The organism is Sphingobacterium gobiense (assembly GCF_002980575.1).
In the GTDB taxonomy this organism is placed as follows: Bacteria; Bacteroidota; Bacteroidia; order Sphingobacteriales; family Sphingobacteriaceae; genus Sphingobacterium; species Sphingobacterium gobiense.
The window spans coordinates 609,632-627,759 of the sequence record NZ_PVBS01000002.1; the positions used below are offsets into that span (position 1 = coordinate 609,632).

Consider the following 18,128-nt stretch of genomic DNA (forward strand, 5'->3'; position numbering starts at 1 on the left):
TGTTTTTAACGGAATAGTCTGCTCAAAGATGGCCGCCGAACAATACAAGGCCGTTTTACTGGCGTAATCGCGAAGCAATATGTTACGTATTGTACTATCCCTTTTTTGACACTAAATGTCGCCTCCGGAACTTTGACATCTGTAGAAATTCATTCTTAGTACTGTCCCCTCTGTCAAAGATCCGCAGCGACGATTTATGAATTCGAGTGTATTTTGGTATTCATGAGCTCCCTTTGGTCGGTTTTTTGGTTCTTTTTTGAGGGAAAAAAGAACATAAACTAATTGCGATTAAGATACCTCTTCTTATACTCCAACGGCGTCAACCCCATAACCTTTTTGAAATGGCGATAGAAGTTAGATACGTTGTTAAACCCGCATTCGAAGCAGATAACCTCTGTCGGCAACTTATTTTCAACTAACAGCCGGCAAGCATGGCTAATACGGATTTCTACCAGAAAATCGTAATACGTCTTGCGCGTCATCATTTTGAAGTACCGACAAAACGAAGTAATACTCAGGTTCGCAATATTCGCAACCTCCTCGAGTGTGATATCGTTTTTGTAATGCGTATGGGTGTAGTTAAAAATATTATTCAAGCGAATGTTATCTGCTTCATTAGATTGATGGAAGGTCGTCTGTGTTTTGACAATTGTTTCGAACTCATCACTTTCAGCGAGTGTTTTCAAAATTTGCAATAAAGAAATTACCTTGCCGAGCCCCGTTTCGTTCACACACTCGTACATCAACTGAGCAACTATACGTTTCGTTTCGCCTTTAACGAGTAATCCACTTTTAGCTTTTTCAAATAATTTCGGAATCAAGTAAGACTCTGGGAGTTGGAGCAACTGTTTACCTAGGCAATCTGGAAGAAATTGTAACACAATCGCTTCGATATTGTAGTCCGGATTGTTCTGAAAATATTCGTCCTTGCACCGCCAGGCATGTGAAAGCTTCTCGCCTACCAAGATAATTTCGTCCGGCGCGAACTGACTGATATTATCACCTATAAAACGAATGCCCTCACCACGGATGGTATAATGTAACTCCAGTTCAGCGTGATAATGCCATACATTCCCAAAATTGGGCATGATGTCATGTCGGGCGGAAAATGAGTTTTCTAACTCTGCAGGAAGTTTTCGATATAAAGGCTTCATATGCTACCTACTAATTATGCATGAAGTTTATGAATTATGTACGATTATCATTTAATTTTTCGAATATAGCGTTTTTCTTCGATTCTAAATGGCAATATGCTACAATGAAAGGAGATTGTTACATAGGTATATAAATTTTCTAATAGGTATTGGCGCCGCGCTAGTACTAATCGTTGGTGACTAAATTCAGTGCAAATATAAGGGCTTTCAATTAATATAATGTGCAACCTTTTGATCGGTATTTTCGTTTTTTCTAGTTTGATAACGAAGTCAAGGTTCTGCACGAATCTAAGTGGTAAAATAGATTGATGATAATATATTATATTAATTGGCTAAATTAACACATTATTAACACGATAATGTTACGTTATTTTGATCCTACGATTAGCTTTATTTGAGCTATGGTGAATTTGTTTAGTGTTAATCGGTTGTTTTTTAGATTGTTGAATGTATTTAGAGGTGGTATGTTAGTACTATGCTATCACTGACTATTTATTAGTTAGGTGTAGCATTTATTGTACGTTTTTAACAGATCTCTTTTCAGCATATAGCAGAAGACAATATAATCATTTATATACATGAAAATTAGAATGAAATGGTTCGCAGGGATACTATTTGTGTTTTTTGTGAGTAAAGGTTTTGCACAGACAGAACAAGACGAGTATATCAAGGTAATTACTGAGCGGTCCGACAAGATTATTGCAGAATTGGGTATTCTAGATTCTATAGCCTATTATCAGGCGCGGGCGCTTGTCGTAAACCAATATGCGGCGATCAATGCACATCATGAAGCGCGAGAGGCGGAGATTAAAAAAATTAAAGAGAAGTTCGCTGGGCAGGAAGCGTTGCTCGACCAGACACGTGCGGCTTACGAAGCGGAAGAAGATGCGAGGCTGCGGGTATTGCATGCAGCATTTATTAAGAAGTTGGAAGATGTGCTAGAACCTATGCAGATTGAAGGCGTGAAAAACGGAATGACCTATGGCGTATTACCGCTAACCTATCGTGCATTTCAGGAGATGATTCCGACATTGAAGAGCGAAGAGAAGGCGTGGGTATTACTCTGGCTTACAGAAGCACGTGAGCTGGCAATGGACGCGCCGGATTCGAAGGGAAAACATCAGATTTTTGGTAAATATAAAGGACGTATTAATAACTACCTGTCTAAACGGGGATACGATCTGCAAAAAGAGGGTGATGCATGGAAAGCGCGCCGGGAAAAAGAGAAAACAGGAGCTAAGTAAGGTGTCAAACTAAAAGTAAACTTACGTACACACAGCAACTATAAATTTAGCGTTAAACCTATATTATTTTACAGAGAATCAGATAAACCATGAAGAGTCAAAATTTTTTTAGGAGGAAACTTTTGCGAAGAGGAGTCGGGTTGCTTTGCCTTTTATTTGCTCTATTTTCTTTGCAAGTAGCGATCGCGGCGGAGTCGTTTCATCGTGCAGCAATACATTCGGAACTTTTTGTGAACGTCACAGGAAAGGTAGTAGACCCAGAGGGAAATCCGGTGATAGGAGCTACTGTTTCTATAAAAGGGACAACGACGGGCACTAAAACAGACGTAGATGGTGTTTTTAGAATAAACCTGCCTCAGGGAGATGAGATATTGGTGATTAGCTACGTGGGCTATAAAACCCAAGAGTATCCGGTAAACAACCAGAAGAACGTATCCGTAACTTTAGAACCTGTTGACGCATTGGATGAAGTCGTGGTAGTGGGATACGGGACACAGAAAAAAGCCCACTTGACGGGTGCAGTGGAGACGGTGGACATGGAAGCCATCCAAGATTTACCCGCGACTAATATCGGGGCAGCACTTACGGGGCGTATCGCCGGATTAGGGGTGTCTGGAGGAACGGCCAGACCCGGCTCCAAGGCGAGATTAGAAGTTCGTACGCCCATCCCTTTCGGAAAGGACGCCGGGACGACAGAACCATTATACGTGATTGACGGTATGATCCAGGTGAACGAGCAAAACGTGCCTGAATCGACGTTATTTAACAACTTAGATCCCTCGGAGATTGAAAGCATCTCGATCCTAAAAGATGGGGCAGCCGCCGTATATGGTGTACGTGGTGCGAATGGGGTTGTGTTGGTAACGACCAAGCGAGGAAAAGAAGGGCAGCCTAAAATTTCCTACAATGGATCGTATGCAATCAATGATGCCGTTTCGCATGCCAAAATGATGAATGCATATGAATTTGGTCAGTACTTCAATATCATGAACGGTAAAAATGGAGCCAATATCTTGCCGACGGATGATAACTACCCCAACCGGATTTTTAGCGAAGACGAACTGGAGCATTTTAAAACGATAGATTACAATTGGTTGGACGATGCTTGGAAGGCTTCTTATAATACCCGCCATGCGCTTAGCGTGAGTGGAGGAAGCGATCGTGCTACTTACTTTGGAGGTGTTACCTATAGTAAGCAAAACGGAAACTTGGGAACTTTAGATTATAATAAGTGGAATTTCCGAGCCGGAACGGACGTGAAGGTTTCTTCTAATTTTAAAGTCGCGTTGCAGGTTTCGGGTAATGAGGATCAGCTGGATAAGACCTTTAACAAAGTGTCTGGAGAAGGACCCGAGGACGACTATCGGAATCTCCTTTTGGCAGCGCCATATGTACCTGCATTCATCGACGGCATGCCGGCGAAATTACCAGGAACCGCCAACGATTTGTCAGCGTATCATTTTTTCGAAATTGAGCGCTTAGGCAACTTAGCAGAGACGGATTCCCGCTTCTTCTCTGTCAACATTTCGGCGGAGTACGAAGCACCGTTTTTGGAAGGTCTGAAAGCACGAGGCACCTATTCACGTAATACGCGGCATTCGGTAGGTAGTCAGATTGGGACCAAGTACGATTTATATCAGTTTATTGGAAGAGGGCAACATAACCACATTTACGACGGAGCGACCTTGGATAGACCGATCACGGTAAGTAATGGTAACCGTTTGTTCTATTCCAATAGAAGTGGAAACAACACACAGATAAACTTCTTTTTAACCTACGAAAAACAAATAGGGAAACATAACTTTAATGGTCTGTTCTCCGTAGAGCGAGGGGAGGCAGAAGGGCAACAGGAGGATGTATGGAAATCAGATCCATTAGAGACAACAAACGGACAGTTCGGTACGGCTTTTGGCGAGATTGATGGTCGTACTTTTGCTAATGAATCTGGCTCTTTAGGGTATATCGGGCGTGTAAACTATCGCTATGGCGAGAAATATCTGGCAGAATTTTTATTCCGTACAGATGCGTCCACCAAGTTTGCGCCAGAAAACTATTGGGGTAGGTTTTATTCCCTTTCTGCTGGATGGGTGGTGAGTGAGGAAGATTTCTTCAAAAGTGTAAAAGGTATTGATTACCTAAAATTCCGATACTCTGCCGGACTGATGGGAAATGATCAATTTCCGGCTTGGGCCTGGAGACAACGATTTTCCTACCAAGTTGGAAAAGGCCCGGTTTTCGGTGGTGACGAAAATGCGAATACAGGTATGTCCATGGGAAGATCTCCGAACCGGGACGCGACCTGGAGTGATGAGTTTAAGAATAATTTAGGGATAGAAGCTCGTTTTTTAAACAGTCGCCTATCTACCACAATAGATGGATATTTTAATAAAGGAACTAATATCTTGCTGGAACGTATCGGTAATATGCCGGTAACAGTGGGAGGATCTATCGCACCAGAAAACTATGCAGCGGTCAATTCTTATGGATATGAGATTAGTTTAGGCTGGAATGACCGTATAGGTAAAGATTTTCGGTATGGCGTCAGCACGCGTTTTTCATGGGGTGATTCCAAAATTATTACAATGGACAAATCTGCTGCCGATCAAGCTTATCCGTGGGTACCTTCCGAAGGAACTTCTGCAGATGTGGGGAAATGGGGGCATGATTACTTGGGAATGTTTAAAAGTCAAGAGGAAATCGATGCCTATGTCAGTGAGTATAATATCACTTCTGTCTTTGGAACCTCGGTGGATCAACTGAAGCCGGGAATGTTGTACTACCGTGATGTCCGCGGGCCATTACAAGCTGATGGAACCTTTGCCGAACCGGATGGTGTTATCGACGATAATGACTGGGTGCAGCTGAGCGACAGGGAAGCAAACAACTATGGATTTGGTATTACCCTGAAAGCCGGATACAAGAGCTTCTCATTTGAGACGGTGATTGCTGGTTCGTTTGGTGGCTGGGCTGAAATCGGCGGTTCCGAAAGAAAGAAACTGAATAATGACATTTCACGGGTGTATGATAACCGTCCGATCATTTGGAACGATATATGGGATCCAGAGTTGAATCCTAATGGTACAATGCCGAATCCGAACTGGGAAGATATGTATAATCTGAGTTCGAATTTCTGGAAAGTTAGTCCATTCCGTATGCAAGTAACCAGTTTGAACCTAGGTTATTCATTACCTGCCAAGTTGTTAGATAACTTAAAAGTGTCAAATGCACGACTGTACTTTTCAGCCATCAATCCACTTGGATTATATCAGGCATATAGTTATAGAGACACTTATGGGGGCGCTTGGAATAGTTATCCCAATCTCAAGACCTTCTCGTTTGGTCTTAACCTGACTTTGTAAACAGAAAATGGATGACACAATGAAAAAGAAGAATATATATATAAAAATGCTCCTCGCCTTGGCTTTATTAGGCACGGCCTGTAGCGATAAGTTTTTGCAAGAGAAAGAAGATTTAGGTGCTGTCAATGAAGAAGTTTTTCAGGACCCGGTGCTGGGACAAGCTTATATCGATTACGTTTATGGGTTGTTCTTGCCTGCGAACAATGGAACAGGTTTTATTGCGACGAATAATAATTCGGAGAATGGATCCTATAATAATGTTTTTGCACAAACTACGGACGAACTTGCTGGCGAAACAGATTTCAATAAGGAGTGGGGGCAGATTTCTTATAGGAATAACCACGTAAATAAGTATTTCGGTCAGCGTATGGGAACAAGTGTCGGGAACAATACCTGGACGCGTCTTCGTCAGATCAATATGTTCTTGACCGAAGTCGATAAGTACGATATGCCGGAAGAACCCAAGAATTTGTTAAAGGGGCAGATGTACTTCTGGCGCGCTTGGCAATATTATGAGTTGATGAAGCTATACGGCGGCGTGCCATTGGTACTTACAGCCCAAAACCCGACTTTTGAGAATATAGAAGAAAACTCCGTACCTCGAAGTTCCACTTCCGAAACGGTTGAGCAAATACTGGCGGATTTGGATATGGCGATGGAGCTGTTGCCTGGCAGATGGAGTGGAGCAGATTGGGGGCGTATTACCAGTGGTGCCGCTGCGGCAGTCAAAGGGCGGGTATTGTTGACTTGGGCGAGCCCTGTTTTCAACCCGAATGACGATGTACAGCGTTGGCAGCTAGCATACGATGCGAATTTAGCTGCCAAGAATTTACTGGAGGAAAATGGTTTTGGCCTATATAAAACAGGTCGTCTTGAAAACGGAGAAGCTTGGGGAAATATATGGTCACAGGAGGTCGACAATCCCGAAGCGGTTATCGTTTATGGTTTTAATAAGGTTGCCAAAGGAGGAAACTTTACGAAAAACAGTGGCTGGGAGCAGGCCATCCGTCCACGGAATATCAATGGTGCTGGCTCAGTATCGCCGACGCGTCAGATTGTGGAATCTTTTCCCATGAAAGACGGAAAGGCGATTGATGATCCTTCCTCGGATTACGCATACGACGCAAATAAATTTTATAAAAACCGGGATCCGCGTTTTTACAAATCCTTTGCCTACAATGGCGCGATTTGGCCGTACAGTGGCGATGAGGAGTATACTGTCTGGACCTATTCTTGGAAGGTGAGAAACAGTGATGATTTGTCGTATACACCTACGGAAACCCAAGGTGCCAATGCTAGTGGAATATATATCCGCAAAGCATCAAACTTATCAGCTAACAACGCAATCAATAACTTTGAAGAGAGCGGCACGGACTTTATAGAACTGCGTTTCGCGGAAGTGATATTAAATTTAGCCGAGTCAGCAATAGGAGTCAACAAGCTTAATGAAGGCCTAGAAGGTATTAAAGAGATCCGGGAGCGGGCAGGTATCGAAAACAAAGATGGTTCCTTTGGGCTGGCTGGTGTTGCTGGCGATCGCAATAAGCTTTTCAAGGCGGTACTGGATGAGCGGAAGGTGGAATTTGCCTATGAGGGCAAGCGTTTTCATGACCTAAGACGCTGGATGTTGTTCGACAATGCTACGGGAATGAATGATCGGTTGGGTATTCCGGTATTGAACGGTACGCGTCGAACGGGCTATAGAATCATCGTGAAGGAAAATGGAAATGAATATTTCGGTGATGAAGATCCATTGCGTGCCGCAGACGACGGCGCTCCTGTGATCGACAGAGATGCGGCTGAAACTGAATATCCGGCTGGGGTGAGTACACAAGAGGAATATGTCGATTATCTTTATGACAACTATTTTGAAGTGCAGGTGCGCGACGATATGGATCGTACGGATTTACAGCCGAAGTGGACATTCAAATGGTACCCACAATATTATTACTTTGGGCTGCATCAGCAATTATTGGAAACTTCTCCTTACTTAGAGCAAACCAAAGGTTGGGACAGCATGAATGGTGCTGGAACCTTCGATCCGTTACAGTAAAGGAAAAAATAGCAGAAAACACCTCGCTCTTCTTCGGAGCGAGGTGTTTTCGTTTATAATGTATTGCTAGTTAAGAATTGTTATAAAGCAGATAAAATAGTATAACATTAGTTTTACAAGTATCTATAGTTTTGGTTTTTAAACCTATACTACACCATATTTTATAATGAAAAGAGGACTTTTAACATTTTTAGTACTGGGGAACTTGTCGCTTGCACATGGGCAAGTGGATTCCGAATATCGGAAGGTTGCCATGGAACGGGCAAAAAAGATTGTCGAGAAAGTAGAACCTGCTTTAGCTACTGACAAAAGAAACAAAACCCGAGATTTAGTTGCAGATCAATACATTGCCCTAAATAACATCCACGCCGAGAGAGACCGTAAATTAGGCGACGCTGGGGCCGCTAAAGAACAGGTACTTGCCGATGCCGATGCAGCTATAGCAGCACAACATCGTCAGTATATCCAGTCGTTAGGAGCATTGATTACAGCAGAACAGATCGAGGAGATAAAAGATGGGATGACATACCATACCGTCCCCAAAACCTATAATAACTATAAGCTGATGTTACCTTTTGCAAGTGATGAAGAACTGAGCATGATCCATAAAAACTTGACGGAAGCACGGGAATATGCGATGGACGGTGGTTCAGCGAAAGAGAAACATGCATGGTTCAATAAATACAAAGGACGGATTGCTAATCAACTGGCATCGTGTGGATACAATTTGAAAAAAGAGGGCGAAGAATGGGCTGAAAGAAGGAGCCTAGAATCTACAGCATATTGTATTGCCGAATCAAATAGGCTAATGCAAACGTTGACCTTATCGGATGAATGGCAAGCCGAGCAGGTTAGAAACCTGTTAGCCTATCAATATCAAAAGATGGACGAGATCTATGCCAAAAAGAAGTCGGAAACAACAACGATGGAGCAAGCTTCACTGGACGGAACTGCAAAGGAAGACCGGGCTATGGCAATATGGAAAGAAAGCAAAGCAGCTTTGGACACACAACGCGATAAACTTTTCGAAAAACTAGCGTTATTATTAACCGAAACACAAATCGAATTGGTTAAGGATGAAATGACTTATAACGGCTTTCAAAAAGAGCTCTCGCGCTTTGAGGAGCTGCTGCCGCAGCTAACGGATGAGCATAAAGCTGCGATAATTGAATATTTAAAAGAGGCACGTGAAAACGCGCTGAACGTATTAACAAATAGGGAACGAAACCAGTGGTTCACTAAATATCGAGGGCGAGCGAATAACTATCTGTCTAAGCAAGGATATGATTTGCGGAAGGCGACAGAAGATTTGGAACGGAGAACGAAAGAGAGACGCAAATAAATCAGGTGGGTAATATCCTATATTCTCTCGTGAATATAGTATATTTTATACTGGATATATATTGCGAATTTTGGATTACTGATTAAACTATTGTATAGAATTATCATTACAGCATATAATATGAGAAATAGATTGTCAATACTTATTATTGCCGTTTTCAGTTTGGTCGCGGTAAATAATGTAAAGGCCCAGTATCCGAAGATCCCGGAGCACGTCAAAAAGGAGACAAATGAGATGATGGAGACTGCCCGTCAGCGCTCGGATATCGCTTGGGGGAAGGCGCTACCAGTTATCGAAGAATACGCTAAACAAGGAAAACCCTATGTTCCGTGGGCATCCCGTCCTACCGATCTGCCACAGGCAGAAATCGCAGCATTTCCGGGTGCCGAGGGCGGCGGTAAATATACCTTCGGCGGACGAGGTGGGAAAGTGATTGTGGTGACTAGTTTGGAAGACCACGGGCCAGGAACACTTCGCGAAGCGTGTGAACAAGGCGGGCCACGTATTATTGTATTTAACGTGGCGGGTATTATCCGCTTGAAGACACCGTTGGTTATTCGGGCCCCTTATATCACAATTGCTGGCCAGTCAGCGCCAGGGGATGGTGTGGTTGTAGCAGGGGAATCCGTATGGATCGATACACATGATGTCTTAATCCGCCACATGCGCTTTCGCAGAGGTGAGACGTACGTTGGGCGCCGCGATGACGCGATCGGTGGAAATCCGATTGGCAATATCATGATCGACCACGTTTCTGCGAGCTGGGGTTTAGACGAGAACATGTCTATGTATCGCCACATGTACAACGATAGCACTGGATCGCAGGAGAAAAAATTTGGAACGGTCAACATCACGATCCAAAACTCTATTTTCTCGGAAGCTTTAGATACTTGGAATCACGCATTCGGTAGTACCTTAGGCGGCGAGAACTGTACTTTTATGCGTAACCTATGGGCGAATAATGCAGCTAGGAATCCGTCGATAGGCTGGAACGGCGTATTCAACTTTGCCAATAACGTCATTTACAATTGGGTGCACCGCGCTATTGATGGTGGAGATTATACGGCTCAGTACAATATCTTCAATAATTACTTCAAACCAGGTCCGGCTACACCGAAAGAAGCGCCTATACGTTACCGTATCCTAAAACCAGAATCCGGCCGTAGTAAATTGGATCACAAGGTCTTCGGGAGAGCTTACGTAAGTGGAAACGTGGTTGCCGATAATCCTACCGTAACGAAAGATAACTGGGCTGGTGGTATCCAGCTTGAAGGTATGGATGGTGAGTTGATGAGCTATGAAGACGCCAAACCTTTCCTTCCGGCTATGCAGGTCGCCAAGCCAATTCCACATGCTGCATTCCGCGTTACTTCTGCTAAAGAAGCATATGACGAGGTTTTAGCAAATGCTGGTGCGACTTTGCCGAAGCGTGATGCGGTTGATCTTCGGATTGTTAAAGAAGTCAAAGATGGTAAACCAACGCCGTTGGCGGAAAAGGACGTGCAATATCCGGAAGTTGATTTTGAGCACCGGAGGCTGCCGAAAGATTCCTATAAAATGGGTATTATTACACACATCTCTCAGGTCGGTGGTTATCCTGAATATAAGGGAAAACCTTATAAAGATTCAGACAATGATGGTATTCCCGATGACGTAGAAAAGAAAATGGGCTTGGATCCAAATAACGGGGAAGACTCTGCGGCGATCACCGAATCTGGGTACGCTAACATAGAGATTTACCTGAACAAACTCGCTGCGAAGTAAAAACAACAGCTTGCTTACTATACGTCTCCTATATTGTCGCCGACTAATATAGGAGACGTTTTTGTTCGGATAATATGATACAAATAGTCGTGAAGATATTATAGATAAATCGCCCGTCATATCGCTAACTTTGATCTCACTGATATCAATTGTAGGTGATATACCTAGATATTATCATTAAATTTATGTATATGAACAAAATATTGTCATTACTCGTGGCTATTATTGCAGTAGCCACTATACAAGAAGCAAGGGCACAGTACCCGAAAATACCAGCAGAAGTAAAGACGGAAACCGATGAATTGATGCGGAAGGCACAGGAGCAGTCTGATCTCGCCTGGAAAAAAGCCTGGCCGACTATAGTACAATATGCCAAACAAGGGAAACCTTATATTCCTTGGGCTTCTCGCTTGACAGATTTACCGCAGGCGGAAATCCCAGCCTTTCCAGGAGCTGAAGGTGGCGGTAAGTACTCCTTTGGTGGCCGGGGTGGTAAGGTGATTGTGGTCACCAGTCTGGAAGATAACGGCCCGGGAACTTTAAGAGAAGCCTGTGAACAAGGAGGGCCGCGCATTATCGTGTTTAATGTGGCGGGAATTATTCGCTTGAAAACACCCCTGATGATTCGCGCGCCTTATGTTACCATTGCCGGTCAATCTGCTCCGGGCGATGGTGTTTGTGTGGCAGGGGAGTCCGTTTGGATCGATACCCACGATGTTGTTATCCGACACATGCGTTTCCGTCGGGGCGAAACCTATGTGGGTAGACGAGACGATGCCATCGGAGGTAATCCCGTTGGGAATATTATGATCGACCATGTTTCGGCCAGCTGGGGACTAGATGAGAATATGTCTATTTACCGCCATATGTATAGCCCGGGAGGAGACTATCCAGAAGTGAAATTAGGAACGGTAAATGTGACCATACAGAATAGTATTTTCTCGGAAGCTTTAGATACCTACAACCATTCCCTAGGGAGTACACTGGGGGGCGAAAATTGTTCCTTTATGCGAAACCTTTGGGCAAATAATGCTGGAAGGAATCCGTCGATTGGTTGGAACGGTATCTTTAATTTTGTGAATAATGTGGTGTTCAACTGGAGCCATCGTACCACCGATGGGGGCGACTATACCGCGCAATATAATATCATCAATAACTATTACAAACCCGGACCTGTAACCCCAGTGGGTAAAGATATTTCCCATCGTATTTTAAGGCCTGACGCAGTATTGTCGCGCTTGGATACGTTGATGTATGGCCGTGCGCATGTTGCCGGAAATATTATTGACGGTAATGCTGCAGTAACAGCGGATAACTGGAATGGTGGCGTGCAATTAAATGGTAAAGAAGGAAGCCTGAGCAAGGAAGAGGCACAACATTATTTAGCATTGATCAAATATGATAAGCCATTTCCAATGCCGGAAATGACCATTTTGCCATCGGATAATACCTTTGACCACGTCATGGATAATGCCGGGGCAACGTTGCCAAGAAGGGATCCGGTGGATGAGCGTATTATTCGTACCGTGAAAACCGGTAAACCGGAGTATGCTGACGGTTTGGAGCCCGAGTCATTTTATCAGTTTAAACATAGAAGGCTTCCCGCTGATTCGTACAAACAGGGTATTATCACCGACGTCGCTCAGGTTGGGGGCTACCCCGAATATAAGGGTAAACCTTATAAAGATACAGACAACGATGGCATTCCGGATGATGTAGAAGTAAAGATGGGCTTGGATCCCAAAAACCCAAATGATGCTGCAGAAATCACAGAATCGGGCTACGCCAACATTGAAATTTATTTGAACGAATTAGCTTCAAAAGGATAAAATATGTATATCAAATCATTTATACCCGGGATATTATTGTTTCTCCCTTTTTTATCTTTTGCACAATATCCGGTGATTCCCGATTCGTTGCAACAAATGGCCGATGTGCGGGAAAAGGCAGAAGAACTACGTCTTGAAAAAGCTTGGAAAACAGCAAAAGCTGTCATGGAACAAGAAGGAAAACCTTATATTCCTTGGGCGGCCAAACCCGAAGATTTACCGCAAGCAGATATTCCTGCATTTCCGGGAGCTGAGGGTGGAGGAGCTTACACACCGGGTGGACGTGGAGGAAAAGTATTTGTCGTAACCAGTCTCGCAGATAGCGGTCCAGGTACCTTACGGGAAGCTTGCGAAGTAGGGGGTGCGCGGATTATCGTATTTAATGTTGCTGGGATCATTCAATTAGAAAAACCGATTATCATACAGGCACCTTATATCACGATTGCTGGGCAAACGGCACCGGGTGATGGTGTTTGCGTCGCAGGAGAATCTTTCTTGATTGATACCCATGATGTCATTGTGCGCTATATGCGCTTCCGTAGAGGAGCGACGGACGTGACAAGACGTGACGACGCTTTAGGGGGAAATGGTGTAGGGAATATTATTCTAGACCATGTCTCAGCAAGCTGGGGATTGGATGAAGTGATGTCGATGTACCGTCATGTGTATGATCGGGATGGTCAAAACCTAAAGTTGCCTACCGTCAATATCACGATTCAGAACACGATCTTTTCCGAGGGACTGGATACGTACAACCATGCTTTCGGCAGTACCATCGGTGGCCTCAACAGCACGTTTATGCGTAACTTATGGGCCTCTAATATTAGCCGTAATCCTTCTATAGGAATGTACGGCGATTTTGGATTCGTCAATAATGTAGTCTGGAACTGGTGGAATCGGAGCGCAGACGGTGGAGACCACCGCTCGGAATATAATTTCATCAATAACTACTACAAGCCGGGACCGATTACGCCATTAGACAAACCAATATCCTATCGGCTTTTAAAGCCAGAATCCGGTAGGAGCAAGGAAAATGCCGGGACGTTTGGAAAAGCGTACGTGCATGGAAATATCGTGGAAGGCAATCGCCGTGTCACGAAAGATAATTGGGATGGTGGTGTACAGCCGGCAGTGGACGGAGATCCTACTCCTTATTTGGCGAAAATCAAAGTAGACAGCCCGTTTCCGTTGTCTAATTTTGGCAAGATATTATCAGCAAAAAAAGCATATGATTATGTGCTGAAAAACGTTGGCGCGACCCTTCCGAAACGAGATGCGGTAGATGAACGTATTGTAAAACAAGTAAAGACCGGTAAGGTGTTCTATACAGAGCCTGTTGAGCCCGTACAGCCGTCGCCTTATGTAAAACGTCGGTTGCCGATGGATTCGTACAAACAAGGTATCATTACGGATGTCCGCCAGGTAGGTGGGTATCCTGAATACAAAGGTACTCCTTATAAGGATACCGACAATGATGGTATTCCAGATGAGGTCGAAGTAAAGATGGGACTAGATCCAAATAACCCGAACGATGCTGCACAGATCAGTGATAATGGATACGCCCATATTGAGAACTACCTGAACAGTGTCGTTCCAAAGAAGACTGTTACACCTTTTTAACCACTTAAAGGCGCTTTTTTATTAGTTTAGTTTAGTTAGTTTAGTAGGCTGTTGCGATCGCAACAGCCTCTTTTAATGAACTCCCCGTGTTCATTTCTTTGTATAATGTTTGTATAACCTTTACAGCGCTATAAATTCAACGCGTCTATTTTGGGTTCGTCCCGCTTCTGAGTCATTCGGAGACACAGGAACCGCTTCACCTTTTCCTAAAGTCTCTAGCCTGTCTGCGGCGATGCTATGCGTCGACACTAATATCTCCTTGACGGCCGCCGCTCGCTGTTCGCTTAACGTCAGGTTTGTTTTATCATCTCCGACATTATCCGTATGTCCTACGATCTGCAAACGTAATTGCTGGTTTTCCTGCAGGAGATCAGCAACCGATTTTATCACGCCAAACGACTGTGGTTTTATACGTGAAGCTCTCGTGTCAAAGAGAATACCCGTTGTCGTAAATGAACCATTTTGAAGAAGATGCTGGCGAGGCGGTGTCAAACCCTTGGCTATTTTAACATTGCTGACATAGATGCCGATTTGTTCATCTTTATAGGGGCTGCTCGCTAGTTTGAAAAACAGTTGATTAAATTCCCCATTTTTTGCGATGCCCTTTGGTGCATCATACAGCTTATCCCCGTCAATCCAAATACGTAGACGTTCTTTCTGAACTTGTATAGCTACGTGGGCGATTCGTCCATACCATGTTTCTATCTTTTTGTCATTTTTTGCCGGGCTGTTGAAATAACGGATATACTTCTCGTATGAATCTAAACTAAAGGTTCCCGAATTGGCGTGCGGTGAGATGTTTACATAGAAAGACTTGTCCCCATTTTGTTCGTTGAGCAATTTGTTGGATGTAGGGGATTGCTCGCCCGAGGCTATTAAACCAAACCTAAACTCAGGAGCCATCCACCCTTGAAAGTCTATATCGAAGACCATATCAAATTCTACGCTAAAGTCTTGGCCAAATCCTTGTTCATTACTGGACAAGACAACGCTTCGTTGTGCCATGCGTAACCATTTCCCTTCGATGTTATTTAAATTAACGATAACCGAGCTACCATTGCTGTTCCATCCTGAAGGCAATTCTCCAATCGGATCGTCGGCAAAATTTGCCGCATATAGTACGGAATCGCCGGGAATAAAGTCGTATTTACTGTAAGACTGAAGAGGATCTATATTTTGTGATTCAATAGGTGTGCCGCTTGTTCTTTTGTCGTCTGCAACAGTCTCCTGTCCGTTGGCAGAAGAAGTCGATTCTATAGCTTTATCGATTCCTTTGGAAACAGCTTTGTCTGTTTCGTTTAGTATTTTATTCACGGCCGTGTTTTCTATCCTACCTTTTACTTTCTTCAATATTCCCTGAGAATAGAGCGGACTGATGACACATGCCGATTGTACCGCGAAGACCAGCATGATTCTTGTCCATATCACTATTTTTTCCATCTTAATATACTGTTAATAAGTTTTGATAAATCTACCTAAGTATATAGTTTACCAACTATTTTTTCGACAAACGGCTATTTTTGGCGTTCTATGTTGTTGTTTGATCGATAAAATATGCAGTGGCGTGTTATTAAAGTTTAAAAGTCACGCCAAGGTTCAATATTCCAGCACCGTAACCTATCTCTCCGAATGCGCCTACTTTTTCGGTAAACCAATATCTAGATCCGATATGTCCACCCCATAAGAAGCCACCGGCAGAAGCAGAGAAAGGAGCATCATCGTCTCCGTCCCATTTAACCGATGCAATATTATAGCCGAGCATTATTCCCGCGTAAGGATCGAATTTTGTTGAATTTACTTTCAGGTGGTACGACCCCCTCGCTGCGGCCAGGATATGGGTGTACTTCCAATTTCCATAACCACCAAAAGACTCTTTTTTAGTTGAAAATGCTGCGTAAGCTCCCACACTGATTCGGTCAGAAACAGCTTGTTCATAGCTTAATCCAACAGGAATACCGAAACCACCTCCGATACCTACTCCTATATTAAGCATCTTGTCGCCTTTTTGAAAAGATTGCGCTGTGGAGGTTGTGGCGTATAAAAAGCACGCCAATGTAATAAATGCAATGTTTTTAATCTTAGTCATGATTTGTTTTAAGTTTTATTTTTTTGTCACGACAAAATTAGATGAAGAAGCAGGTTGGAATTTACGTGCTACTACGGAATACCCAAAAATCAGTATGACCGTAACACTACGGATATGGAATATTACGAGGTAGTACGATAGGTAGGCCGTCCATCGGTTTATAATTTTGTGGATATGAAATGGTATATTTTAAGCCTATTTATATTAAACTGTGCTTGCTCGCAAGACACGGATATCGATGGGGCTGGTATTGTTAAGGGACGCGCGCAAGATCGTGGGGGTGCGCCATTAGCCGACGTAACAATCCTCGTAGACAACAGCATTTTTTTTAATAGCCACCTGTCAACGAAGACGGATGCGCAGGGGCGGTATACGCTAACGGTGCCAACAGGTTCCTGGTATGCTTTTGCACAGTTGCACAAAACTTATCACGGCCGTCAATATAAGCTCTATCTACATCCGGATAATCCCACTGGTTTCGGAGGGGAGGGAGGGGAACGCAACTTCACCTGGCAGCTGACGGGGGAAAAAACCGAACCTCTTTCGGGTTACTATGGGGGCTTAGTTTCCATTGATAATTTTCCCGGTGTATATCTAGAAAGCGAAGAAATCGAGTTTCGGTTTATGCCTCAAGGAAAGTTAATAGACGGTTCATCAGGAGAGGAACTAACACGAAAAGCACTAGATGGACATCAAATCCAAGACATACCAATCGGGCGATATACGTTAACTGCGTATTATGGAGCTGAGCGGTTGAAACTGCGACGTTGGAACAGCGATGATGCATTTCAGGAGACGCTGACTTTCGATTTCGAACCCCAGATTGCTGGACAATGTGATAACTGTTTTATGTTAGAATATAATCAATAACGATGTATAACTGGATTGTTAATCTTCTATTTTTCTCTTCCTTATTTATTCTGATGTCCTGTAAGGGCGATACAGAAGAGACAGAACCTTTTCCCGGAACCGACGACGACTATAAAATCGTGATCGAAACATCAAGAGAACAGCCTGGACTAGGAGAAAGCGGCGCCTATCCTTTAGGACAGCCCTTGAAGTTGCCGGAAGGCATACGTCTCGTGCAGCGGAGACATCACAAGTTTGACCCCGATATCAGCAAGCTATATGCGCATACCAACTTTTTCTATGTTGATGTTAATCTGGTCAATGACCGTATGTCCGGCACGCCACCCGTAACTGTCGAGTTCCCGGCCGGTCTGATCGTGGTGAGCATGGACCACGATAAACAAAATGGAATAAGCATAGAAAGGTTCCTTGTCCCAGTACCGCCCACTGAGCGAATCGGTGGCGGAAGAGACACCACGACCATCTATATAGGTATGGCATGCTTAAATGAAAAGCGCTCCATGCCTTGGTATGATAATGAAGGAGAGGAACAGCGATATCCTATTTCGCGCAATAACTTTCAGGATTTTCTGATAACTAATGATAAAAACCTGTTACAGTTTATCGATATGGTAACAGAGCATCCGAAATTGAGGATAACCCGGCACTGGGACCCGGTGGAAGCCCATGAACCGGATTATGTTACGCCGGAATGGATGAAGATTCATAGTAGAATTCAGGGGCTGATCTGGCAGATCACCGATGGCCACGGTATCCGGCAAGGCGAAATTACCGCATTGAAACAAGAACTGCTAGCGTATAAGTGAT

The 18,128-nt window shown here is 43.8% G+C and carries 12 protein-coding genes; 9 read left to right on the forward strand and 3 right to left on the reverse strand.

Annotation, left to right across the window (positions count from 1 at the left end; all coding sequences use genetic code 11):
• Positions 1-278: 278 nt before the first annotated feature.
• Positions 279-1,154: an AraC family transcriptional regulator gene (locus tag C5749_RS11590; RefSeq protein ID WP_105726199.1), complete on the reverse strand. Its 876-nt coding sequence runs from the start codon at positions 1,152-1,154 to the stop codon at positions 279-281.
• A gap of 578 nt (positions 1,155-1,732) precedes the next feature.
• Between C5749_RS11590 and C5749_RS11595 the strand changes: the two genes are divergently transcribed.
• The 7 genes from C5749_RS11595 to C5749_RS11625 all read left to right on the forward strand — a co-directional run bounded on the left by C5749_RS11595 (position 1,733) and on the right by C5749_RS11625 (position 14,365).
• A complete protein-coding gene (locus C5749_RS11595; RefSeq protein WP_219847971.1) occupies positions 1,733-2,398 on the forward strand; it encodes a DUF3826 domain-containing protein in 666 nt (221 codons plus the stop codon).
• An 89-nt stretch (positions 2,399-2,487) separates the two neighbouring features.
• A complete protein-coding gene (locus C5749_RS11600) occupies positions 2,488-5,757 on the forward strand; it encodes a SusC/RagA family TonB-linked outer membrane protein (protein ID WP_105726203.1) in 3,270 nt (1,089 codons plus the stop codon).
• A gap of 19 nt (positions 5,758-5,776) precedes the next feature.
• Positions 5,777-7,810, forward strand: coding sequence for a RagB/SusD family nutrient uptake outer membrane protein (locus C5749_RS11605; RefSeq protein ID WP_105726205.1), 2,034 nt, complete (start codon positions 5,777-5,779; stop codon positions 7,808-7,810).
• Between the two features lie 166 nt (positions 7,811-7,976).
• Positions 7,977-9,152 (forward strand): DUF3826 domain-containing protein, encoded by a 1,176-nt coding sequence (locus tag C5749_RS11610; protein WP_105726207.1) that lies wholly within the window; start codon positions 7,977-7,979, stop codon positions 9,150-9,152.
• A gap of 120 nt (positions 9,153-9,272) precedes the next feature.
• Positions 9,273-10,916 (forward strand): polysaccharide lyase, encoded by a 1,644-nt coding sequence (locus tag C5749_RS11615; protein ID WP_105726209.1) that lies wholly within the window; start codon positions 9,273-9,275, stop codon positions 10,914-10,916.
• Between the two features lie 191 nt (positions 10,917-11,107).
• Positions 11,108-12,745, forward strand: a complete 1,638-nt coding sequence (locus C5749_RS11620) for a polysaccharide lyase (protein WP_105727013.1) — start codon at positions 11,108-11,110, stop codon at positions 12,743-12,745.
• 3 nt (positions 12,746-12,748) lie between these two features.
• On the forward strand, positions 12,749-14,365 hold the full coding sequence (locus tag C5749_RS11625) for a polysaccharide lyase (protein ID WP_105726211.1): 1,617 nt from the start codon (positions 12,749-12,751) through the stop codon (positions 14,363-14,365).
• A gap of 120 nt (positions 14,366-14,485) precedes the next feature.
• Here the strand turns inward: C5749_RS11625 and C5749_RS11630 are convergent, their stop codons facing one another.
• Both C5749_RS11630 and C5749_RS11635 read right to left on the reverse strand, forming a co-directional pair.
• Positions 14,486-15,805 carry an OmpA family protein gene (locus tag C5749_RS11630; protein ID WP_105726213.1) on the reverse strand — a complete coding sequence of 440 codons (1,320 nt, stop codon included), beginning with the start codon at positions 15,803-15,805 and terminating at the stop codon, positions 14,486-14,488.
• A gap of 130 nt (positions 15,806-15,935) precedes the next feature.
• Positions 15,936-16,451 carry a hypothetical protein gene (locus C5749_RS11635; RefSeq protein WP_105726215.1) on the reverse strand — a complete coding sequence of 172 codons (516 nt, stop codon included), beginning with the start codon at positions 16,449-16,451 and terminating at the stop codon, positions 15,936-15,938.
• A 174-nt stretch (positions 16,452-16,625) separates the two neighbouring features.
• On the opposite strand from C5749_RS11635, the gene C5749_RS11640 reads away from it, so the two are divergent.
• Positions 16,626-17,321, forward strand: coding sequence for a carboxypeptidase-like regulatory domain-containing protein (locus C5749_RS11640; protein WP_105726217.1), 696 nt, complete (start codon positions 16,626-16,628; stop codon positions 17,319-17,321).
• 2 nt (positions 17,322-17,323) lie between these two features.
• Positions 17,324-18,127, forward strand: a complete 804-nt coding sequence (locus C5749_RS11645; protein WP_105726219.1) for a hypothetical protein — start codon at positions 17,324-17,326, stop codon at positions 18,125-18,127.
• The last annotated feature ends 1 nt before the right edge of the window (position 18,128 follow it).

What these genes read in the sequence shown, in the direction of transcription:
- C5749_RS11645 (WP_105726219.1), top strand. Translation starts at nt 17,324, where the DNA reads ATGTATAACTGGATTGTTAATCTTCTATTTTTCTCTTCCTTATTTATT.
- C5749_RS11595 (WP_219847971.1), top strand. Translation starts at nt 1,733, where the DNA reads ATGAAAATTAGAATGAAATGGTTCGCAGGGATACTATTTGTGTTTTTT.
- C5749_RS11615 (WP_105726209.1), top strand. Translation starts at nt 9,273, where the DNA reads ATGAGAAATAGATTGTCAATACTTATTATTGCCGTTTTCAGTTTGGTC.
- C5749_RS11625 (WP_105726211.1), top strand. Translation starts at nt 12,749, where the DNA reads ATGTATATCAAATCATTTATACCCGGGATATTATTGTTTCTCCCTTTT.
- C5749_RS11610 (WP_105726207.1), top strand. Translation starts at nt 7,977, where the DNA reads ATGAAAAGAGGACTTTTAACATTTTTAGTACTGGGGAACTTGTCGCTT.
- C5749_RS11605 (WP_105726205.1), top strand. Translation starts at nt 5,777, where the DNA reads ATGAAAAAGAAGAATATATATATAAAAATGCTCCTCGCCTTGGCTTTA.
- C5749_RS11635 (WP_105726215.1), bottom strand. Translation starts at nt 16,451, where the DNA reads ATGACTAAGATTAAAAACATTGCATTTATTACATTGGCGTGCTTTTTA.
- C5749_RS11620 (WP_105727013.1), top strand. Translation starts at nt 11,108, where the DNA reads ATGAACAAAATATTGTCATTACTCGTGGCTATTATTGCAGTAGCCACT.
- C5749_RS11640 (WP_105726217.1), top strand. Translation starts at nt 16,626, where the DNA reads ATGAAATGGTATATTTTAAGCCTATTTATATTAAACTGTGCTTGCTCG.
- C5749_RS11590 (WP_105726199.1), bottom strand. Translation starts at nt 1,154, where the DNA reads ATGAAGCCTTTATATCGAAAACTTCCTGCAGAGTTAGAAAACTCATTT.
- C5749_RS11600 (WP_105726203.1), top strand. Translation starts at nt 2,488, where the DNA reads ATGAAGAGTCAAAATTTTTTTAGGAGGAAACTTTTGCGAAGAGGAGTC.
- C5749_RS11630 (WP_105726213.1), bottom strand. Translation starts at nt 15,805, where the DNA reads ATGGAAAAAATAGTGATATGGACAAGAATCATGCTGGTCTTCGCGGTA.